This is a genomic window from Stappia indica (assembly GCF_020177335.1).
Taxonomy (GTDB): domain Bacteria; phylum Pseudomonadota; class Alphaproteobacteria; order Rhizobiales; family Stappiaceae; genus Stappia; species Stappia indica_B.
This window is the reverse complement of the sequence record NZ_JAIVMG010000012.1, coordinates 20447-40996: the sequence shown is the minus strand read 5'-3', so window position 1 is coordinate 40996 and position 20550 is coordinate 20447. Positions and strand designations below refer to the sequence as shown.

The 20550-nt window shown below is 65.2% G+C and carries 22 protein-coding genes and 2 tRNA genes; 8 read left to right on the top strand and 16 right to left on the bottom strand.

Going from position 1 to position 20550, the window contains the following annotated elements; translation table 11 throughout:
- Nucleotides 1-242: 242 nt before the first annotated feature.
- Nucleotides 243-539, bottom strand: coding sequence for an integration host factor subunit beta (locus LC062_RS15970; RefSeq protein WP_224912030.1), 297 nt, complete (start codon nt 537-539; stop codon nt 243-245).
- Entirely contained in the window at nt 539-1540 is a 1002-nt protein-coding gene (gene sppA, locus LC062_RS15965) for a signal peptide peptidase SppA (RefSeq protein ID WP_224912029.1), read from the bottom strand. The genes LC062_RS15970 and sppA overlap by 1 nt, the downstream gene beginning before the upstream one ends.
- 200 nt (nt 1541-1740) lie before the next feature.
- Here sppA and panB point away from each other — a divergent pair, with 200 nt between their 5' ends.
- Nucleotides 1741-2550: a 3-methyl-2-oxobutanoate hydroxymethyltransferase gene (panB, locus tag LC062_RS15960; RefSeq protein WP_224912028.1), complete on the top strand. Its 810-nt coding sequence runs from the start codon at nt 1741-1743 to the stop codon at nt 2548-2550.
- Between the two features lie 155 nt (nt 2551-2705).
- On the opposite strand, the gene rpsA is transcribed toward panB, so the two are convergent.
- The 3 genes from rpsA to aroA all read right to left on the bottom strand — a co-directional run bounded on the left by rpsA (nt 2706) and on the right by aroA (nt 6664).
- Entirely contained in the window at nt 2706-4415 is a 1710-nt protein-coding gene (rpsA, locus tag LC062_RS15955; RefSeq protein ID WP_224912117.1) for a 30S ribosomal protein S1, read from the bottom strand.
- Nucleotides 4416-4685: 270 nt separating this feature from the next.
- Nucleotides 4686-5312: a (d)CMP kinase gene (cmk, locus tag LC062_RS15950; RefSeq protein WP_224912027.1), complete on the bottom strand. Its 627-nt coding sequence runs from the start codon at nt 5310-5312 to the stop codon at nt 4686-4688.
- Nucleotides 5309-6664, bottom strand: a complete 1356-nt coding sequence (aroA, locus tag LC062_RS15945; RefSeq protein WP_224912026.1) for a 3-phosphoshikimate 1-carboxyvinyltransferase — start codon at nt 6662-6664, stop codon at nt 5309-5311. Before aroA ends, cmk begins: the two co-directional genes overlap by 4 nt.
- Before the next feature lie 220 nt (nt 6665-6884).
- Here aroA and LC062_RS15940 point away from each other — a divergent pair, with 220 nt between their 5' ends.
- Together LC062_RS15940 and LC062_RS15935 are read left to right on the top strand one after the other, a co-directional pair.
- Nucleotides 6885-7274 carry a TIGR02300 family protein gene (locus LC062_RS15940; protein WP_224912025.1) on the top strand — a complete coding sequence of 130 codons (390 nt, stop codon included), beginning with the start codon at nt 6885-6887 and terminating at the stop codon, nt 7272-7274.
- Between the two features lie 248 nt (nt 7275-7522).
- Nucleotides 7523-7598: transfer RNA gene (locus tag LC062_RS15935), tRNA-Ala, on the top strand.
- A gap of 172 nt (nt 7599-7770) precedes the next feature.
- Here LC062_RS15935 and LC062_RS15930 read toward each other — a convergent pair.
- On the bottom strand, nt 7771-8451 hold the full coding sequence (locus tag LC062_RS15930; RefSeq protein WP_224912024.1) for a hypothetical protein: 681 nt from the start codon (nt 8449-8451) through the stop codon (nt 7771-7773).
- A gap of 346 nt (nt 8452-8797) precedes the next feature.
- Here LC062_RS15930 and LC062_RS15925 point away from each other — a divergent pair, with 346 nt between their 5' ends.
- Together LC062_RS15925 and LC062_RS15920 are read left to right on the top strand one after the other, a co-directional pair.
- Complete coding sequence (locus LC062_RS15925) at nt 8798-9226, top strand: Hsp20 family protein (protein WP_224912023.1); 429 nt, start codon at nt 8798-8800, stop codon at nt 9224-9226.
- Nucleotides 9227-9393: 167 nt separating this feature from the next.
- Nucleotides 9394-9654 carry a BQ00720 family protein gene (locus tag LC062_RS15920; RefSeq protein ID WP_224912022.1) on the top strand — a complete coding sequence of 87 codons (261 nt, stop codon included), beginning with the start codon at nt 9394-9396 and terminating at the stop codon, nt 9652-9654.
- 134 nt (nt 9655-9788) lie between these two features.
- On the opposite strand, the gene ptsN is transcribed toward LC062_RS15920, so the two are convergent.
- The 8 genes from ptsN to LC062_RS15880 form a co-directional block, all read right to left on the bottom strand.
- Nucleotides 9789-10253, bottom strand: a complete 465-nt coding sequence (ptsN, locus tag LC062_RS15915) for a PTS IIA-like nitrogen regulatory protein PtsN (protein WP_224912021.1) — start codon at nt 10251-10253, stop codon at nt 9789-9791.
- A 72-nt stretch (nt 10254-10325) separates the two neighbouring features.
- Complete coding sequence (gene hpf, locus LC062_RS15910) at nt 10326-10901, bottom strand: ribosome hibernation-promoting factor, HPF/YfiA family (RefSeq protein ID WP_224912020.1); 576 nt, start codon at nt 10899-10901, stop codon at nt 10326-10328.
- A 349-nt stretch (nt 10902-11250) separates the two neighbouring features.
- A complete protein-coding gene (gene rpoN / locus LC062_RS15905; protein ID WP_224912019.1) occupies nt 11251-12852 on the bottom strand; it encodes an RNA polymerase factor sigma-54 in 1602 nt (533 codons plus the stop codon).
- 96 nt (nt 12853-12948) lie between these two features.
- Nucleotides 12949-13764: an LPS export ABC transporter ATP-binding protein gene (gene lptB, locus LC062_RS15900; RefSeq protein WP_318246109.1), complete on the bottom strand. Its 816-nt coding sequence runs from the start codon at nt 13762-13764 to the stop codon at nt 12949-12951.
- An 85-nt stretch (nt 13765-13849) separates the two neighbouring features.
- Nucleotides 13850-14410, bottom strand: coding sequence for a lipopolysaccharide transport periplasmic protein LptA (gene lptA / locus LC062_RS15895; RefSeq protein ID WP_224912018.1), 561 nt, complete (start codon nt 14408-14410; stop codon nt 13850-13852).
- On the bottom strand, nt 14407-15093 hold the full coding sequence (lptC, locus tag LC062_RS15890; RefSeq protein WP_224912115.1) for an LPS export ABC transporter periplasmic protein LptC: 687 nt from the start codon (nt 15091-15093) through the stop codon (nt 14407-14409). The genes lptA and lptC overlap by 4 nt, the downstream gene beginning before the upstream one ends.
- A gap of 132 nt (nt 15094-15225) precedes the next feature.
- The gene (locus LC062_RS15885) at nt 15226-15846 is read right to left on the bottom strand and encodes a ribonuclease D (RefSeq protein WP_224912017.1); all 621 of its coding nucleotides are present in this window, start codon (nt 15844-15846) and stop codon (nt 15226-15228) included.
- Nucleotides 15847-16059: 213 nt separating this feature from the next.
- Nucleotides 16060-16146, bottom strand: a tRNA-Leu gene (locus LC062_RS15880).
- 175 nt (nt 16147-16321) lie between these two features.
- Here LC062_RS15880 and LC062_RS15875 point away from each other — a divergent pair.
- Nucleotides 16322-17293, top strand: a complete 972-nt coding sequence (locus LC062_RS15875; protein WP_224912016.1) for a complex I NDUFA9 subunit family protein — start codon at nt 16322-16324, stop codon at nt 17291-17293.
- An 89-nt stretch (nt 17294-17382) separates the two neighbouring features.
- Here the strand turns inward: LC062_RS15875 and LC062_RS15870 are convergent, their stop codons facing one another.
- Nucleotides 17383-17658 carry a DUF1127 domain-containing protein gene (locus LC062_RS15870; protein ID WP_224912015.1) on the bottom strand — a complete coding sequence of 92 codons (276 nt, stop codon included), beginning with the start codon at nt 17656-17658 and terminating at the stop codon, nt 17383-17385.
- Between the two features lie 183 nt (nt 17659-17841).
- Between LC062_RS15870 and LC062_RS15865 the strand changes: the two genes are divergently transcribed.
- Nucleotides 17842-18843 carry a helix-turn-helix transcriptional regulator gene (locus LC062_RS15865; RefSeq protein ID WP_224912014.1) on the top strand — a complete coding sequence of 334 codons (1002 nt, stop codon included), beginning with the start codon at nt 17842-17844 and terminating at the stop codon, nt 18841-18843.
- 34 nt (nt 18844-18877) lie between these two features.
- Here LC062_RS15865 and LC062_RS15860 read toward each other — a convergent pair whose 3' ends face one another.
- Nucleotides 18878-19684 carry an undecaprenyl-diphosphate phosphatase gene (locus LC062_RS15860; RefSeq protein WP_224912013.1) on the bottom strand — a complete coding sequence of 269 codons (807 nt, stop codon included), beginning with the start codon at nt 19682-19684 and terminating at the stop codon, nt 18878-18880.
- Between the two features lie 173 nt (nt 19685-19857).
- On the opposite strand from LC062_RS15860, the gene LC062_RS15855 reads away from it, so the two are divergent.
- A complete protein-coding gene (locus LC062_RS15855) occupies nt 19858-20550 on the top strand; it encodes a glutathione S-transferase family protein (RefSeq protein WP_224912012.1) in 693 nt (230 codons plus the stop codon).

The window sequence follows — 20550 nt, the reverse complement described above, 5'->3', positions numbered from 1 at the left end:
GCGGGGTACTCCATCTTGTCCCGGATGTCTTGTTCGCGAAACGCTGAAGGTTCCACGAACCGGTGCGCCGGATCATCATAGCCGCCCGGAGGGCATCACGCCACGCCGGCCGCCGATTGGCTGTGTACGGCCGGAAGGCGCTGCGAACGCCAGGGGCACGCCTGTCCGCGCCCGAAAGGCGGCTCCCGGCTGGTCTGCCGGGTCCGGGGAAAATGGCGCAGGGCGATGCGCCCTGGCACGGATCAGTCTTCCGACCCGTCGCCGTCGTTCAGCCGTTCGCGCATTTCCTTGCCGGTCTTGAAGAAGGGTACGAATTTCTCGTCCACCTCGACCTTCTGCCCGGTGCGGGGATTGCGGCCGGTGCGTGCCGGACGGTTCTTGACGGAAAAGGCGCCGAAACCACGCAGCTCGACCCGGTTGCCGTGCCTCAGGGCGTCCGTGACCTCATCGAGGATGGCATTGACGATGTTCTCGACATCACGCTGGTAGAGGTGCGGATTCTGCTCCGCGATCCGTTGTACCAATTCAGATTTTATCATTATTGCCCCCCAGGACCGTCGGTTGGCTCCGCCGCTTGGCGAGCGTGCCAAACAGATACGAGACCGTCAAGCGTCACGCCATCGGGAAGAAGTGTCGCCGCGTCATTGAGCGAGGTGCCGAGCCCCTTGGCAAGCCCGCTGCCGAAGGCCGAGGCGATGCGGGCGGAGAAGGGAAGGCCGTCGATCTCGCTGCGGGCCGCCCAGGTGATGACCGGCAGTTTCTCCGGCAGTCCGCGTTCCTTTTCCAGCCAGCTGACCGCCTGCTTCTCGCCGCCGAGCGCATCCACCAGCCCGAGCGACCTTGCACTCTCGCCGGAGTAGATGCCGCCGGTCGCGACCTTGCGCACCTCCGCGTCCGTCATGTTCCGCCGTTCGGCAACCCGCGCGACGAACCAGTCGTAGCTGTCATTGATGACCGCCTGCAGATTGTCGCGCACCGCCTGCGGCGTTTCGGAGAAGAAGTTGGGCTCGGCCTTCAGCGGACCGGAGCGCACCACGTCGAACTGGACGCCGAGGGTATCGAGCAGCCCCTTGAAATTGCCGTACTGGATATAGACGCCGATCGAGCCGGTCAGCGAGGTGTGGCGGGCAATCACGTGATCGGCGGCAATCGCCGCCATGTAGCCCGCCGAGGCGCCGAGGGTGCCGATATGGGCGACCACCGGCTTCTTCTCGGCGATCTCGCGTAGCGCCTGGTACAGGCTTTCGCCGCCCACCGTCGAGCCTCCGGGGGAGTTGATGTCGAGGATCACCGCCTTGACCGCGTCGCTTTCAGCGAGCCTGTGCAGCATTTCCAGCCGCTTGCGGTCGTTGAGGATCACACCGTTGATTTCCACCCGGGCGATATGCGCCGCCCCCTTGCCGAGCGGGGGGACGCCGGCAAGCCAGGCCAGCAGGAGGAGCAGCGCCGCGCCGGTGACGAGAAACGCCGCCACGCGCCAGAAGGTAACCTTCCGCCGCAATCGCCGACGGTCGACAATCGCATCCGCATCAAGGGACATGAACAACGGGCCTTTCGCAAATGTCGTTGAGTATCCTATCGCTACATGCCAGCGGCCCGATTGAAAAGCCCCGAGATGGACTTGGACGCATTTCACGCGCATCGCGGCGCTACAAATCCGGCGCGGAACGCGGTATCCATCTGTGCCTGTGATATCGGGCCGTGCAACAACCTTTTCGAGCAACGGGACAAGAGACAGCCATGCCGCAGATCAGCCTTGCCACCCTTGATGGCCTGAAGGCCAAGGGAAAGCGCTTTGCCATGCTGACCGCCTATGATGCGGGCTTCGCCGGGCTGATGGGGGAGGTCGGGATCGCCTCGGTGCTGGTTGGCGACAGCCTCGGCATGGTGGTCCAGGGCGCCGGATCGACGGCCGGGGTGACCATGGAGGACATGGTCTATCACACCGGCTGTGTCGCCCGGGGCGTGGCTGCGGGCGAGGGCAATGTGCCGTTGATCGTCGCCGACATGCCGCTCGGCAGCTACTACACGCCCGAGGACGCGGCCCGCAATGCCGCGCGATTGCTCGGTGCCGGAGCGAATGTGGTCAAGCTGGAGGGGGGCGCCTGGCTGGCGGACACCGTCCGTTTCCTCACCGAGCGCGGCCTGCCGGTCTGCGCGCATCTCGGCCTGACGCCGCAGACCGCCGATATGCTCGGCGGCTACAAGGTGCAGGGGCGGGACGCGGCGGCGGCCAAGCGGATCCTTGATGACAGCCTTGCGCTCGATGCGGCCGGGGCCCGGCTGTTGCTGCTGGAATGCGTTCCGGATGCGCTGGGGGCAGCGGTGCGCGATGGCGCCCGCGCGCCGGTGATCGGCATTGGCGCCGGCCCGGGGACCGATGGCCAGGTGCTGGTGCTGCATGACATGCTGAATGTCACGCGCGGGCGCAAGGCCCGGTTCGTCAAGAACTACATGGCCGGGCGCGACAGCGTTGCGGCGGCCTTCCGCGCCTATGCCGAGGAGGTCGAAAGCGGCGCCTATCCGGCACCGGAGCACTGTTACGGCTGAGACCTGGTGGGCGGGGGCGGCGCGCGCCCTCTGCCTTGCCCACGGCTTCCGGTGAGGCCCTGGGGCGATGCCGGCATGATCCGAAATGCAAAGAGCCCCGCCGTTGCCGGCGGGGCTCTTCTTCGTCATGGGATCGAAGGATCCGGAGATCCAGATCAATCGTCGGTTTCGCGAGCCTTCAGAGCCGCACCGAGAATGTCGCCGAGCGAAGCGCCGGAGTCCGACGAACCGTACTGAGCCACGGCTTCCTTCTCTTCGGCGATTTCCAGCGCCTTGATGGAGGCCGAAACCCGACGGGTCTTCTTGTCGAACTGGGTGATGCGGGCGTCGAACTTCTCGCCAACCGAGAAACGCTCCGGACGCTGGTCCGCACGGTCACGGGCGAGATCGGCACGACGCACGAAGGTCGTCAGGTCGGAATCGGTGATCTTGGCTTCAAGACCGCCGTCCTTCACTTCCAGCACTTCGCAGGTCACGATGGCGCCCTTGCGCAGCTCGCCAGCGGCAGCCGTGTCGAACGGATCACCGCCGAGCTGCTTGATGCCGAGCGAGATCCGCTCCTTGTCCATGTCGACGTCGAGCACGACGGCGCGAACCATGTCGCCCTTCTTGTACTCTTCGATGACCTGCTCGCCCGGACGGTTCCAGTCGAGATCGGACAGGTGAACCATGCCGTCCACGTCGCCGTCGAGACCGATGAACAGACCGAACTCGGTCTTGTTCTTGACCTCGCCCTCGACCTCGGTGCCGGTCGGGAACTTGTCGGCGAAGGCTTCCCACGGGTTCTGAAGCGTCTGCTTCAGGCCGAGCGAGATGCGGCGCTTCACCGGGTCGACCTCGAGGATCATCACTTCCACTTCCTGCGAGGTGGAAACGATCTTGCCCGGATGGACGTTCTTCTTGGTCCAGGACATCTCCGACACGTGGATCAGGCCTTCGATGCCCGGCTCCAGTTCGACGAATGCGCCGTAGTCGGTGATGTTGGTCACGCGGCCGGTGAACTTGGCGTCGACCGGGTACTTGGCCTCGATGCCATCCCACGGATCGGCCTCGAGCTGCTTCATGCCCAGGGAGATGCGGTGCGTCTCCTGGTTGACGCGGATGATCTGCACCTTCACGGTCTGGCCGATGGCCAGCACTTCGCTCGGGTGGTTGATCCGGCGCCATGCAATGTCGGTGACATGCAGCAGGCCGTCGATGCCGCCGAGGTCGACGAACGCACCGTAATCGGTGATGTTCTTGACCACGCCTTCCATGACCTGGCCTTCCTCGAGGCTCTGCACCAGCTCCGAACGCTGTTCGGCGCGGGTTTCCTCAAGAACGACACGGCGCGAGACGACGATGTTGCCGCGGCGCTTGTCCATCTTCAGGATCTGGAACGGCTGCGGGGTGTGCATCAGCGGCGCGACGTCGCGCACCGGACGGATGTCCACCTGGCTGCGCGGCAGGAAGGCCACGGCGCCGTCGAGGTCGACGGTGAAGCCACCCTTGACCTGGTTGAAGATCTGGCCGGTGACCTTCTCGTTCGCCTCGAAGGCGACTTCGAGACGGATCCAGCTCTCTTCGCGGCGGGCCTTGTCGCGCGACAGGACGGCCTCGCCGAGGGCGTTTTCCACGCGCTCCAGATAGACCTCGACCTTGTCGCCGATGGACACGCCGGCATCTTCGCCGTCACGTCCCTTGACGCCGAATTCCTTCAGCGCGATGCGGCCTTCGACCTTCAGGCCGACGTCGATCACCGCGAGATCTTTCTCGATAGCAATGACCGTGCCGGTGACCACGGAGCCTTCGGACTGCTCCTGCTCTTCGAAGCTCTGCTCCAGAAGGGCGGCAAATTCATCGCGTGTCGGGTTCAAACTGCTCATTGAAACTCCTGGCAGCCAGTACTCTGGCTTGTCGCCGGCGGGTTCGTGTTGTGGTCGGTTTCCTGGCGCGTCCGGCGGTTCGCTCCATTGGCGAACTGCTTCCAGGTCATCGGTGACGATGACGGGGCCGGCGAGGCGAACGGCGAAAAAACCAGCTATTTCAGTTCCGTGCCGCTGGCTTGAAACCGCTGGCGGCACATATTCAAGGCACCGGCCCGAAGGACGGCGCGTTCATCGCGGTACGCGAAACACGCCGGCACCGTGCCCGCTTCACGCAGCGCGCACGCTGTCGACGATATCCACAGCCGCTTTGAACGCCGTTTCTATATCCATTTCTGACGTGTCGAGCAAGTGCGCATCTTCCGCCGGCTTCAACGGGGCGACGCTGCGTGAGCTGTCGCGCGCATCGCGCCGCTGCAGATCGGCGAGCACCGTCTCCAGATCGGCCTCCTTGCCCTTGGACAGCAATTCGGCGGTCCGGCGCTTGGCGCGCTCGGTCGGCGAGGCGGTCGCGTAAAGTTTCACCGCCGCATCGGGGCAGACCACCGTGCCGATGTCGCGCCCATCGAGCACCGCGCCCGGCGGCTCGCTGGCGAAGGCCCGTTGCAGCCGTACCAGTTCCTCGCGCAGCCCCGGCAGAACGGCGATGCGCGACGCGGCTTCGCCGATCTCGTGGGAGGACAACAGCTCGCGGTCGAGATGGCCAAGGTCGAGATTGCGGGCAGCGGCGATCGCCACCGCTTCGTCGCCAAGGGGCATGCCGCGGGCCAGGAGCGCTGCCGCGACGGCGCGGTAGGTCAGCCCGGTGTCGAGGTGGCGCAGGCCGTAATGGGCGGCGATGCGCCGGGCGAGGGTGCCCTTGCCCGAGGCGGCCGGTCCGTCAATTGCAATGATCATGCGGCTTGTTCTCCGCTTGCGTCGATCACGCCGCCAAGATCGCGGATGATGTGCTGAAAGGTGGGAAAGCTGGTGGCGATCACCGAGCCGTCGTCCACGGTCACCGGCCGGTCGCTGGCAAGGCCGAGGACGAGGAAGGCCATGGCGATCCGGTGATCGAGATGGGTGGTGACCGTTCCGCCGCCGATCGGCCCGCTTCGGCCTTCCACGACAAGCGTGTCCTCACCGGCTTCATGGGTGATGCCATTGGCGGCAAGGCCGGCGGCCACCGCCGCGAGCCGGTCGGATTCCTTGACCCGCAATTCCTCCAGCCCCTGCATCACCGTGCGCCCGCTGGCGAAGGCGGCGGCGATCGCCAAAACGGGATACTCGTCGATCATCGACGGGGCCCGGTCCGCCGGCACGGTCACGCCCTTCAGCGCCGAATGACGCACGTGGATGTCGCCGAGCCGCTCGCCGCCGGTCTCGCGGATGTTGTCGATGGTCAGATCCGCGCCCATTTCCTGCAAGGTCAGGAACAGCCCGGTGCGGTGCTCGTTGAGCAGCACATCCGCCACGGTGATCTCGGAGCCGGGGACGATCAGGGCGGCGACGATCGGGAAGGCGGCGGAAGAGGGATCGCCGGGCACCTGCACCGTTTGGGCGCTGAGCTCCCGTTGTCCGGTCAGCCGGATGATGCGGGCGCCGGCGTCATCGACCTCGACGGAAAGTTCGGCGCCGAAGCCCGACAGCATGCGTTCGGTGTGGTCGCGGGTGGCGATGGGCTCGATCACCGTGGTCACGCCCGGGGTGTTCAGCCCGGCAAGCAGCACCGCCGACTTGACCTGGGCGGAGGGCACCGGAACCCGGTAGGTGATCGGCGCGGGCGTTGCCGCGCCGCGGATCGTCAGCGGCAGCCGGTCTCCTGCGCGGGCGACCACCTCGGCGCCCATCAGGCGGAGCGGCTCCAGCACCCGGCCCATCGGTCGGCGGGACAGGGAGGCGTCGCCCGTGAAGGTCGTGGCGATCGGGTGGGTGCCGGCCAGGCCCAGGGCAAGGCGCACGCCGGTGCCGGCATTGCCGTAGTCGATGGCCTCTTCCGGCTCCAGCAGGCTGCCGAGGCCGGCGCCATCTACGGTCCAGCCGCCGTCTTCGGTGCGGGCGATGCGGGCGCCATAAGCGCGCATGGCCTTGGCGGTGTTGAGCACGTCTTCGGATTCCAGCAGGCCGGTCACATGACTGCGGCCGATGGCGAGGCTGCCAAGCATCAGGGCCCGGTGCGAGATCGACTTGTCGCCCGGGACCGCAACCCGGCCCTTGAGGGCCGCGCCCGCCCGGGAAGTGAGGGGGACCGGGTGAGACGTGTGTGACATCGCGGGATCCAGTGTTTCCTTTAGAGACGAAGACCGCATCTCCTATCATGCCGAAAGCCATTCGTCACCGGCTCAGCGGCAATGGTTTCCGGCGCGATTCGCGGCGCCTTGGCCCTTCGCGCAAAAAGGGTTTGACGACGCAGGGGGCATTAGGCTTTGACAGGAGGCCGGGTACCATTTATGCGAACGCCCGATTGTCAGAAAAACAAGGGTTATCACCGTGGCAAAACCCGAATTAGGCACCAAACGGCTGTGCGGCGGTTGCGGCGCAAAATACTATGATCTGAACCGCAACCCGATTACCTGTCCGAAGTGCGGCGCGGTGTTCCAGCTCGCGCAGTCCGTGCGTCCGGCGAAGGCTTCCAAGGCCGCGGCGGCGGAGGAGGACGAGGATCTGGAGACCGAGGAGGATGGCGCCGAGCTGGTCAGCCTCGAGGAAGCGGATGCCGAGGCGGAAGGCGATTCGGCCGTCACCCTCGATGGCGACGATGACGACGAGATTGCCGATGATGCGGCCGATGACGACGTCTTCATCGACGATGAGGACGACGACGACGAGGACGTCCCGGGAATCGTGGTCGAGCGCGACGACGAGGATACGGACCGCTAGGAAACAACACGCTCGCCGGCGTTCCGGGATCGGGATGCCGGCGGGTGGTCTCGCCCGGTTGTCCACAGGGCTTGTGGGGTAAATCCGGCGAAGCGAAACAAGATGGATTATTCCTCTTGACTTGCCCGGCGGAAGACGTATTTTCCGCCTCCATCGACAGGGCGAACCCAAACGCCGCTGCCGAATGACAAGCCCCCCGGCATCCCAATAGGGACATCTGGCGGCTTGCATGAACGACTGGTTTTTAAGGGGCTATAGCTCAGTTGGGAGAGCGCTTGAATGGCATTCAAGAGGTCAGCGGTTCGATTCCGCTTAGCTCCACCAGTCCTCCCTCACCTTTCGGGTGAGGTCTCCTCCCGAGTTTGAAAATTGACACGCCCGCATCGCGGGATGGGATGGGCGAACCGGCGCCGTTGGTATGGCTTGCGACGCGCGGGGCCATGATCGCGCGCCGCCTTCTGTCGGGGCTCGGCGCCCTCGCTGAGTGCTCTGGCACTCAGCTCTTCTCGTCGGTGAGCAGGATGCGCGCCATCGTGCTGACGTGGAACGTCGTCCAGCAGAAGATGCCGATGAACTTGGCGCCGTCTTCCAGATAGACCAGATGCGCATCCAGGCTGTGAAAAATGGTGTCGACGGCCATGCTGGTGGCAAGGGCCGCGCCCGCAGTAAGAAACAGCAGCGGATCGGAGGCCAGAACCCGGCGCCGGGCGACCAGCGCATAGCCAGCAGCCAGGAGGGCGATGGTGGCCAGCACCGCATTTTGCGGCACGCCGAACTCCGGCAAGATCACCTCATGCAGCAGGAAGGCGTCATCGAGGGCCAGCCAGCCAGTGAACAGGCCGGCAAACAGCGCGAACAGGAAGGTTCCCCGGCGGGCGCCGGTGCACACCAGGATCAGCGCAGTGAACAGGCAGACGGCGGCGGTGGTCACCCACAGCATGATCCCCAGCATCGACACGAAGCCGAAATAGGGGCGGCAGCAGGCAGGGGCGAATTCGGCCGCCGCCAGCGCATCGAGGAACATCAGCTTCGGGTCGGCATAGGGTTGCAGCAGCACCGCGGCGATGAGCGCGCTGGGCAGCAGCAGGCTGGCGATGCGGACGCTCCAGACCGGCCAGGCATCCGCTGTGATGGCGGCGTGACGGGGCGGGGAGACGGAGGAGGGCGCTTGGGACATGATTTGCCTATGTGGTGGTCGGCCCGCGGACGCTCGGGCTGTGCCGCCGGATGAATTGGCTGCGGGTGAGGGCGGCATCGGATGCAATACGGGGCTGTTTTATCCGCTGTTCCTGAAGAATGGATTGAACCGGGGGCGGGCAGAGCCTGCCGTTGCGGCGGCCTTTTCTTGAATCCGAGCCGGCAAGTCGCCATATAAGAATGCAACAGGGCATGATGCCCTCTCCCGGATGCCATGATGGGTCCGGGTCGTTGGGAAGCGTGCGATCGCGGTTTGGCCAGGCTGGCGAAAGCGTGAGAGGGGCGCCTCCCGGTTGAAAGGCCGCTTTTGAAAAGGGCTTTGACATATGACGCGAATGTCGGCGTTCTCCAGTCCGCTTCTCCTTGGCTTTGAGGATATCGAGCGGGTTCTGGACCGGGTCAGCAAGGCAGCCAATGACGGCTATCCGCCGTACAACATCGAGCGCATGCCGAAGACCGAGACCCATGGCGATATCATCCGGATCACCCTGGCGGTGGCCGGGTTCACCCGCGATCAGCTCGACGTCAGCGTCGAGGAAAGCCAGTTGGTGATTCGTGGGCGTCAGGAAGACGACAAGACGCGCCAGTTCCTGCATCGTGGGATCGCCGCCCGCCAGTTCCAGCGGGCCTTCGTTCTGGCCGAGGGGATCGAGATCCTCGGGGCGGAATTGAAGGACGGCCTCCTGTCGATCGACCTGGTCCGCCCCGAACCGGAGCGCGTGGTGCGCCGGATCGAAATCGAGGCAAGGGACTAGATAGTCCGCGCAGGGCACGGAATGGACGCATCGCGCAGGGCGCGAGGGACCGTTCCGCCTTTTCAAACGCTGTTCAACACATCTGCCAGCCGTTCGCCGGAAAGGGGGCGGCGATCCCTGTCGGCTGCGTATCGGCCGGAAGGGGGCGCGTGGTAAGGAGTACTGCGATGACGATGCGCGACGCACAGCCCATGGTGATGGAAAACGAGGCCTTGCAGGCGCTCGGCTCCGGACAGATCGCCTATGTCCGGTCCATGACTTCCGATGATCTCCTGACGCTGTTTCCCGAGGTGCCGAAGCTGGAAAGCGGTTTGCATCTGTGGGTCCTGCTCAATGCCGATGGCACGCCGATCATGCTCGCCGACAGCCGCGAGGCGGTGCTGGCCAATGCGGCGGAGCAGCATTTGCAGACCGTCTGGCTGCATTGAGTGCTGACAAGGGTAGGCTTAGAGCGAAAAAGGGCCATAGACAGCCTGACGGCCGTCCATGGCCCTTTTGCATGGGCATCGCGCCGCCGGGAGCCTGTCCGGCGTTTACCTGTCTGATCGGCGTTGTTGCGGAATCAGGCGGCGTTGGTCGCGGCGGTCTGGGTGAGAATGGTGTAGAGCGCGTCGGAATCCGCCGTGGCGCGCAGCTTGGCGGCGGTTCCGGGGTCGCGCATGCGCCGGGCGATCCGCGCCAGCGCCTTCAAGTGGTCCGCTCCGGCACCTTCCGGCGCCAGCAGGACGAACATCAGGTCGACCGGCTGATCGTCGAGCGCGTCGAAATCGATCGGCTTTTCGAGCCGGGCGAAGAGGCCGACGAGCTTGCCCAGGGTGTTGAGCTTGCCGTGGGGAATGGCAATGCCATTGCCCACGCCCGTGGAGCCCAGGCGTTCGCGCTGCAACAGCGTATCGAAGATATCGCGCTCCGGCAGGCCGGTCACCGCCGCCGCCTTGAGCGCCAGTTCCTGCAAGGCCTGCTTCTTGCTGTTCGCTTTCAGGCTCGGAACGATCGCCTTCGACGTGATGAGATCGTTGAGATCCATGATGCGGCCTGTGTCTGGAGTTTGAAGAGCAATATAGGGCTTCCCGCCCGAAAAGGGCGGGAAGCTCAAGGATTATTGAGCGGCGTGCTCGGGGTCGATCCAGCCGAAGTTCCCGTCGGCGCGCCGGTACACCACATTCACCGAACCGCTGCCGGCATTGCGGAACACGACCAGCGGGGCCTCGGCCAGGTCGAGCTGCATCACCGCCATGCCGACGGTCATGGTCTTCACCTTGGCGGCGGTTTCGGCAACGATGATCGGGGTGAAGTCGGCGGGGACCTCTTCCTCTTCCTCGACGGCGGCCAGCACGTAGGACGCCGCATCAAGCGCCTCGCGGCCATTGATGCCGTGATTGTGATGGTCCTTGAGCTTGCGCTTGTAGCGCCGCAGGCGCTTGTCGATGCGCTCGGCTGCGGCATCGAAGCACTGGCGCGGATCGGCGTTGTCGGCCGAAACCTGCAGGTCGATTCCCGTGTCGAGATGCAGCAGGCATTCCGACCGGAAACCGGAGCCTTCGCGGCCGATGGTGACATGCCCGGTGTAGCCGCCATCGAAGTACTTCGAAACGATTTCCTCGATCCGGTCTTCGATATGCGTCCTCAGGGCATCGCCCACATCGACGTTCTTCCCGGATACCCGCAGAGTCATGGGAACCTCTTCTTTTTCTGGATGGCCGATCGGCACAGCCGCGGTACATCGGCGGCTTGCGGACCGGAGGGGCGCTTTCGCCTCACGCCCGGTCTTTGCCAATGCCGAGCGTCCGCGATCACGCGGCCGCGCCCGACATGCTTCGAGGGCGGTGCTATAAGCGCCCGCCATCGTGAAGTCAAATGAACTCGCCCTTCCGTCTCCGGCGGCATTTGGCCACGGAGCGCAAGCGTCTGGGTAATCGCAAGAAACGTCATTGATCACCTGTAGCCCTTGCCCCCGGGGGCGTTCCCGGTCCGGATCCTTGCTGCCTCGGGCTGAGGCCTTTGGGGAGTGCATCATCGCCAGCTTAGCCCATTCGTGCCCGCTTTTCCCGTCGTCTTTGTACGGATGACGCAATCCGCAAGGATTCCCTATATTTAGCGACTGTCCGCCGGGCAATGTCGATGCCCTCATCGTTCAGAAGCTTGACAATTGTATCATCGGAAAGGATCGCCTCGGGTTTTTCCGCATCGATCAACTGACGGATCCGGTGACGCACCGCCTCGGCGGAATGGGCATCACCGCCGCCGGACGCTGGGATGGCCGCCGAAAAGAAGAATTTCAGCTCGAAGATGCCGCGCGGTGTCGCCATGTATTTGTTGGACGTCACCCGGCTGACCGTGGATTCGTGCATGGAAATCGCATCGGCGATGGTGCGCAGGTTGAGCGGCCGCAGGTACTGAACGCCCTGGCTGAGGAAGGCGTCCTGCTGGCGCACGATTTCCGTCGCCACCTTGAGAATGGTGCGCGCCCGCTGGTCGAGGCTCTTGGCCAGCCAGTTGGCGGTTTGCAGGCAATCGGTGAGAAACGCCTTCTCGGTGTCGTTGCGTGCCGATTTGGCGACCGTCGCGTAATAGGTCTGGTTGACCAGCACCTTGGGGAGGGTGTCGCTGTTCAGCTCCACCTGCCAGCCACCGTCGCGCGCCGGCCGGACGATCACATCCGGCACCACCGGCTGGATCAGCGTGTCGCCGAAGGAACTGCCGGGTTTCGGATCGAGCGCCTTCAACTCGCCGATCATCTCGGCCAGATCCTCGTCATCGACGCCGCAGGCGGCCTTCAGCGCCGGGAAGTCATGGCGCGCCAGCAGTTCGATGTTGTCGATCAGCCGTGCCATGGCCGGATCGTAGCGGTTCTTCTCCGCAAGTTGCAGCGCCAGGCATTCGCCAAGGGATGTGGCGAACACGCCGGTCGGCTCCAGGGTCTTGAGCACGCCATGCACCCGGTCGAGCCGGATCCGGTCGATGCCCATCCGCTCCGCCGCCTCATCGAGGTCGATGCGCAGATACCCCGCTTCATCCAGGCTGTCGATCAGCTGCTGGGCGATCATCCGATCCACCGGATCGGCCAGCGCCAGCACCATCTGGTCGCCGAGATGGCTGGCAAGTGTGGTGTCGGAGGCAACGAACGCCTCCAGATTGTAGTCTTCGCCGCTGCCGGACCCTGTGCCTGCGCCGCGCCCGGAAAGGCCTGTCTGCCAGGGGTCGGGCTGGCGCGGATCGGACGCGGTGGCGGCGGATCTCGTCCCCGGATCGTCCGGGAAGACATTGCCGAGATCGGTGTCGAGCCGCGCGGCGATCTCCTCCGCGCCGGTGTTCAGCTCGGTGTGCAGCCATTCGCCGTCGCCATCCGCAGCGCCCGCGCCGCCGTCCGCGCCACCATCTCCCGGGTCGGCGTCGCGATGATCGGCGCTGCCCGAGGCGGTGAATGCCTCCTCCGAGGGGCGCTCGTCGATGGTGGGGCCGTCCGTCTCGACCGCTTCCAGCAGCGGGTTGCGCTCCAGTTCCGCGTCCACATAGCTGGTGAGGTCAAGGCTCGACATCTGCAGCAGCTTGATGGCTTGCATCAGCTGCGGCGTCATAACCAGGGATTGTCCCTGGCGGATCTCAAGCTTTGGCGATAGGGCCATGAGGCTCCCGGAAAGGCTCGGCTGAAGAATGCGGCGGATCGTCGGTCGGTTCCGTTTGGTCCGCTTCTTGCATTCTACCTCAACGCCAAGCCTGCTTCAAAGCGTAAACTGTTCGCCAAGGTAAAGACGGCGCACGTCAGGGTTGGCGACGATATCGTAAGGGGAGCCTTCGGTGAGCACCTCGCCCGCGGCGATGATATAGGCCCGGTCGATCAGTCCCAGCGTCTCGCGCACGTTGTGATCGGTAATCAGGACACCGATGCCGCGCTTGGTGAGGTGGCGCACCAGATGCTGGATGTCGCCGACGGCGATCGGGTCGATGCCGGCAAACGGTTCGTCAAGCAGCATGAAGGCCGGCCGGCTGGCCAGCGCACGGGCGATTTCCACCCGTCGGCGTTCACCGCCGGACAGGGCGATGGCCGGCGATTTGCGCAGATGGCTGACGCCGAACTCTTCCAGCAGGGATTCCAGATCCTGCGTCCGTTGCCGCTTGTCCGGCTCCACCACCTCAAGAACGGCGCGGATGTTGTCTTCCACCGACAGGCCACGGAAGATCGAGGCCTCCTGCGGCAGATAGCCGATGCCAAGCCGCGCGCGCCGGTACATGGGCAGGCGCGTGATGTCGAAGCCATCGAGGCGAATGGTGCCATGATCCGGCTGGATCAGCCCGGTGATCATGTAAAAACAGGTGGTCTTGCCCGCGCCGTTCGGCCCGAGCAGGCCGACCGCCTCGCCCCGGCGCACATGCAGGCCCACGTGGCGCACCACCTGACGGCGCTTGTAGCTCTTGCCGATGCCATCGACGACCAGAAGGCCGGCTTCCGCTTCCGGGGCCGCCGCTGCCCCGTTCGGTGCGGGTGAGCCGGCCTCGCCATTGGTCCTTGATCCATGCAGAAAGGAAAACAGTTTCACGGGTCGGTCCAGCGGTCTCGGGGCCAAAGGGGTCAGTCGGGCTTGCCGGCCAGATTTAGGTGCCGCCGGCCGCCCTGTCGAGGGGTCAGTTCCGTGGCGCGCCCTCGTTGAGGCTTTTCGGCTGGATCAGCACCTTGACCCGGCCGCTCTTCGGCGCCTCCAGATCGGCCTGCCCGGTCTTGAGATTGACCGTCAGCCGATTGCCGACCACCACGTTGGGGCCCTGGGACAGCACCACTTCCTTGCCGGTCATCACCATCAGCTGGCGGTTCATGTCGAAGGTGGCGTTCTCGCCGGTCGCCGTCTGGTCCTTGGAGGCGATGTAGACCCGTCCGCTGGCTTCCAGCCGGGAAATGCGCTGATTGACCCCGCCCGCAGCCGATCCGTCGTAATGAACGATCAGCTTCTGCGTCTTCAGCGTGGCCTCGCCCTGGGTTACCACCACATCGCCGGAGAACACCGCGCTCTGGCTCTTGTCCTGCACCTTCAGTTCCTTGGCCTCGATCTGGATCGGTTCCCGGTCGTTGGAGCCGAAGCCGGCGAAGGCGTCGGAAAAGGTCTGGGCACTCGCGGCCGGGGCGACGGCAATAAGGCCGATCACGCCAAGGGCACGGAGGGCGGCCCGCATGCGCTGGATGGGGATCATCGTTTGCTCTCCTGATTGGGCGGAATGACGGTCATGGAGATGCCATCCGAAAAGGTCAGTGTACCCGTCTCCTGATTGAAGCGCATCCGCGCCGCACGCAGCGAGCCGAAAGAGGAGGTGAAGGTCGCGGCGTCATCGGTGTCGATGCGGCCGCTGTCCAGAAAGATACGCAACGAACCGAACCGGGCCTTCTCTCCGGTGTTGGTCTCCACATCGATACCGTCGGCAAGATCGAGCGTTTCCGCGCCGCTGTTGTAGGTGCCACGCGCCGCGCGCAAGGCGACCTGTTGTTCGGCGGACAGGCGCAGGTCGGCGACGATCCGTTCAAGGTCGATCATTCGCGGGTCGCTGATGCGCTGGATCGCCCGATCGGCGGACACCCGATAGGAGCGGTCGCCATCGTGACCGGACAATTCCGGATTGTCCATGACGAGACCGTCGGCTGTCAGGCTGATGGGGCCGAAGCCCAGGCTGGAAAGGTAGCTGTTGACGGCAACCGCGCCGACGATGGCGAGAAGCAACAGGAAACCGAGCCCTGGAATGACGAGCCGCAACAGCCGCACCCGCCGGCTGTGGCGCCGCGCCGCCCGCTGGGCGCTGGCCATCTCGCCGGCCCGGCGGGGATCCGCATCGGGAGCCGGATCGCAGTTCGGCGCGTGGAGCGGTGAGGCGTGCTGGTCCATGGTCGTCAAGGCTGGTGTGGGCGCGCCCCCATGGCGCGGCCCCATGTCTGTATACCCCGGACGGCAGGTCTTGTCTGCGTGGCGCGGGGGGCGGAGCGGTCGACCCGCGCCGGACGTGCCGATCAGGCCCGATCAGGAATGCGCGAAGATGTCCGTGTCGTCCCAGGCGGCGAGATCGAGCCGGGCGCGGGTCGGCAGGAAGTCATAGCAGGCGGCGGCCAGCTCCGTGCGTTCTTCGCGCGCCAGCCGTTCTTCCAGCCGCGCCTTCAAGCGGTGCAGGTAAAGCACGTCCGAGGCGGCATAGGCGAGCTGCGCCTCGGTCAGGGTCTCCGCGGCCCAGTCCGAGCTTTGCTGCTGCTTGGACAGGTCGACGCCGAGCAGCTCGCGGGTCAGGTCCTTCAGCCCATGCCGGTCGGTGTAGGTGCGCACCAGCTTGGAGGCGATCTTGGTGCACCAGACCGGGGTGCACATCACGCCAAGGTACTGCTGCAGCACGGCCAGGTCGAATCGGGCGAAGTGGAAGATCTTGGTTTTCGACGTATCGGACAGCAGCCGGACGAGGTTCGGCGCCTCGGTCTGGCCGCGCTCGATCTGCACCACATCCGCCGTGCCGTCGCCGGGGGAAAGCTGCACCACGCACAGCCGGTCGCGATGCGGCCTCAGGCCCAGCGTTTCCGTATCGATGGCAACGGCATCGACACCCTCATAGGCGCTGAGATCGGCAAGGTCCTTGCGGTGCAGGCGAATGGTCATGGGGCATCCTTTCTTCGGCCGGCCCCTAGATAGTGCCCTTTGCCGGATGCGTCCATCACTTGCGGAAGGAGGTGGTGCTTGCAGATCGGCGCCAGGCCGGGCGGAGCGGGGCGGCGGAAAACCGCCCCGGACCCCGGAAACGAAAAAAGGCCCGGCAGAGCCGGACCTTTTTGTCGAATTTCAGGCCGAATTGGAAAACCTGAAATCGGAATTTGGTGCCCAGGAGAGGACTCGAACCTCCACGCCCTTTCGAGCACTAGCACCTGAAGCTAGCGCGTCTACCAATTCCGCCACCTGGGCCGTTGAAAGCGCTTCTAAGGGTCGTTCGCGGGCTTGTCAACGGCCCTTTTGCGATCAAATGCAGTTCATACACAACTGCCCTTCACAGACGCCGGCGCAAGGGCTATGAGACCTGCAGAAACCCGGGCGATAATGCGTGCGGAAAAAAATTCACTGCGGCAGGGGAGCGACAGGCATGACCGCGCTCAATGGCAAACTGGTTACCGTTTTTGGCGGGTCGGGCTTTCTTGGACGCCATGTGGTGCGCGCGCTCGCGCGCCGGGGCTATCGGGTGCGCGTCGCCGTACGCCGGCCCGATCTGGCCGAGCATGTGCAGCCGCTTGGCGCCGTCGGGCAGATCATGCCCGTCCAGGCCAACCTGCGCCACCGCTGGTCCATCGACCGGGCCGTCGCCGGCGCGGATGCGGTGGTCAATCTGGTGGGCATCCTGCATGAGGCTGGGTCCCAGTCCTTCGATGCGGTGCAGGCCTTCGGTCCGCGCGCCATCGCCGAGGCGGCCCGTGCCGAAGGTATCGACCGGGTGGTGCATATCTCGGCGATCGGCGCCGACCCGGAAAGCCCCTCTGCCTATGGCCGCTCCAAGGCGGCCGGCGAAGTCGGGATGTTCGAGGTTCAGCCGCAGGCGGTGATCCTGCGCCCCTCCATTCTTTTTGGCCCCGAGGATGGTTTCTTCAACCGATTCGCGGCAATGGCGCGGCTCTCGCCGGTGCTGCCGCTGATCGGTGCTGAGACAAAGTTCCAGCCGGTGTTTGTCGGTGATGTGGCCGAGGCCGTGGCCCGCGCGGTCGAGGGCGAGGCAAAGCCCGGCGCGATCTATGAGCTCGGCGGACCGGAAGTGAAGAGCTTCCGCGCCTGCATGGAGCTGATGCTGCAGGTGATTCGCCGCAAGCGGCTGCTCTTGCCGATTCCCTTCGGTGTGGCGCGGCTGCAGGCCTATTTGCTCCAGCTTCTGCCGGGGGCGCCGCTCACCGTCGATCAGGTCGAGCTTCTGAAGATCGACAACGTGGTCGATGAGGTGGCGGCGGAGGACGGCCGGACGCTGCAGGGGCTCGGTATCGAACCGCGCACGCTGGCGGCGATCCTGCCGACCTATCTGGAGCGCTTCCGCGAACACGGCCAATACGACGCCCATCGCGCGGAACCCTGACCCCGTCCTTCCTTCTCTGAAGGCAAAAACATTCTCGGCCGGCCGCGCTTGATTGCGCGGCCGGCCGATTTTTATTGGAAGGGGGCGAATCAGCGCCCGTCCCGGGGCCAGAGGCCGTAGGCATGCCCCAGCGCCCGCAGCAGCGCGGGGTCGTGATCCGGTCGGCTGCGCAGCGTGTCATAGCCTGCCGGATGGCGACAAAGGCCGATGTCCTGCAAGGCGCGCTCATCGAGCCCGTCGAGAAGGCGCGTTGTCTTGCGTAGCCTGCGTTGCAGGCGCAGCCATGCGACAAGGGCTTGGATCAGCCGTGTGGGTGTGGATCGGCGGCGGCGCTGTGAAGCGGTGGCGGTTTGTGCGCAGGACATGTTCCCGGTCTCCGGATGTGGACAAGTGGCGTCATTCACATGCTCGCGGATCAAACCTGACAGCAGGGAGTCAGGTTTGATCATGGTATGTTCGCTTTTCCGACAAGGGGGCCGGACCGGTGCCTGACTTGACTGGCGCGGTGACAGCGCCATGGGCCGCCGGTGGGCGAGGAGGAGCGGACGATGAATCCGATCGAGCGGGCGCTTGGCATCCTGATGCTTTTGACCGGCGGGCGCCTGCGGACAGCGAGCGAGCTGGCCGAGCGATTCGGTGTGTCGCTAAGGACGATCTATCGCGATGTCGACCGGCTGCTGGCGTTGGGCATTCCGGTGGAGGCGGCGCGCGGCGCCGAGGGCGGCTACCGCTTGGCGCAGGACTATATTCAGCCGCCGATCGCTCTCAGTCGGGGGGAAACCGCTGCGCTGCTGGTGGCGCTGGCACTGGTGCGCGGCCTGAAGGCGACGCCGCTGCTTCGGGAGCTGGATGCGGCGGAGGGCAAACTGTTGGCCTCGTTACCGCGCGCCGCGCGGGAGCTTTTCGCGCAAGGCGAGCGCATTGTCGGCATCGAATGCCCGCCGCCGGATATCTTTCATCCCGAACCGGACATGTTCGGGTCCGGCGATATGCAAGGCGCGGTCGACGGCTTCATGCAAGGGCTGTTGGCCGGGCGCAGGGTGCGGCTTGTTCACGAGAACCCCTATCGTGACCGGCGGCGGGCCTATGATCTGGAGCCGCGCGGCATCCTGTTCGACCGCGACCGCTGGTACCTGATCGGCTGGGACGTGGATCTGGTCGCCGAACGGTTCCTGCGGGCCGACCGGGTGCGGGAGATCGAGGTCAGCGGCATGGCCGCCCGCATCGATCCGGAGTTTTCCGTCACCCATCACACCGGCCGCAAATGGCTGTCGCGGGCCATGCGCCGCTGGGAGCAGGAGGGCGAGATATCGACGATCAGCATCACCGGTGCGCAGGCAAACCTGTTGATGCGGGACTGGTATCATCGCCACGCCGCCTTCACGCCGGAAAGGGGCGGACGGGTGACCGTCCGCCTGCCGAGCATCGACCCTGAGATGGTGCTGCCGCTGGTGCGTTGGCTCGGGCCGGGCGCCGAACTGCAGGCCCCGGAAGCGTTGCGCCGGCAGCTTGCTCGTGATCTGGCGGCGATGGCCCAGGGGGCGGGGTGAGCGCTGGGCTGAGCGCCGGACACCGCGAGGGCCGCTATCCGACGAGATAAAGGCCTGCGAAGCCGGCAAGGCCGACCAGAATGCGCCACCAGGCGAAGGGCGCGAACCCATGCTTGCTGACGAAATCGAGCAGCCCGCGCACCACGAACACCGCCGTCACGAAGGCGGCGATGAAGCCGACCGTGATCACCGTCGCATCGTCCATCGACAGCACGTCGCGATTCTTGAACAGGTCATAGGCGAAGGCGCCGGCCATGGTCGGCATGGCCAGGAAGAAGGAAAATTCCGCCGCCGAGCGCTTGTCGGTTCCCAAAAGCAGCGCGCCGGCAATGGTTGCGCCCGAGCGGGAGACGCCGGGAACCATCGCCAGCGTCTGGCAGAAGCCGATGGCAAGGCACAGCCACAGCGGATAGTCCATGGCATCGTGATAGCGCGGTTTCAGCGGCATCCGGTCGATCGCCAGAAGGACGATGCCGCCGACCAGCAGCGTGGTGCAGATCAGGGCGGGTGAATAGAACAGCACCGTCTTGATGTAACCGTGGGCGAGCACGCCGATCACGGCGGCCGGCAGGAAGGCGAGCAGGATACCGATAACGAAGCGCCGCGCCGCCGGGCTGGTCGGCAGGTCGGCGGCGATGGTCAAAAGGCGGCTGGCATAGACCGTCAGGATCGCCAGGATCGCACCGAGCTGGATCAGAACCTCGAAGGTCTTGCCGGTGCTGTTGAAACCGATGAAATGACCGAGCAGCAGGATATGCCCTGTCGAGGAAACCGGAATGAACTCCGTCAGCCCTTCGACCAGACCGAGGATCAGGGCTCCGACGAGCGTCTCCGTTTGCATGGGCATTTCTCTCTGGTTTCAGGATCCGGCCGGGGAAGGACACGGACGGGATGCGACATACGTTGTGCATTGCCGCGCGCCGGCCTATATGGGCGCGTGCCGGCTGTTCATACAGGCCGCAAACCGGCGCGTCATGCATCGTTTGATTAACCGCAACCGGTTACGATCCTCTTATGCTCACCCTGTATCATCACCCCTTCTCCCCTGCATCCCGCTTCATCCGCCTTGTGCTGGCTGAATACGGCGCCAAGGTGGAGCTGGTCGCGGAGCGACCCTGGGAGCGGCGACGCGGCTTCCTGATGCTGAACGCCGCCGGCACCGTACCGGTTCTTCAGGAATACGAGGGGCCGCCGATCTGCGGGGCCTATGCGATCATGGAGTATCTGGACGAGACCCGCGGTTATGCGGTCGGCGACCGCCGGTTGATGCCGGACCATCCGGAAGCGCGGGCGGAAACCCGGCGGCTGGTCGACTGGGCCCTGAACAAGCTGGATGGCGAGGTGGTCGGTCCGTTCGTGCGCGAGCGGATCTACAAGCAGGAAATGCCCGCCTCCATGGGCGGTGGCTCGCCTGATTCGGCAAGCCTCCGGGCGGCGCGGGCGAATATCGGCCATCACCTGCGCTATTTCGGCTATCTTGCAGCGGCGCGGAACTGGCTTGCCGGCGAGAAGCTGACCTTTGCCGACCTTGCGGTGGCGGCCGAATTGTCCTGCGCCGACTATCTGGGTGAGGTGACATGGGCGGAGGAGGAAAACGTGAAGGCCTGGTACGCGCGGGTCAAATCGCGTCCGTCCTTCCGTCCTCTTCTGTCGGAAAAGATGCTGGGCATGCCGCCGGCGCCGAGCTACGCGGATCTGGATTTCTAG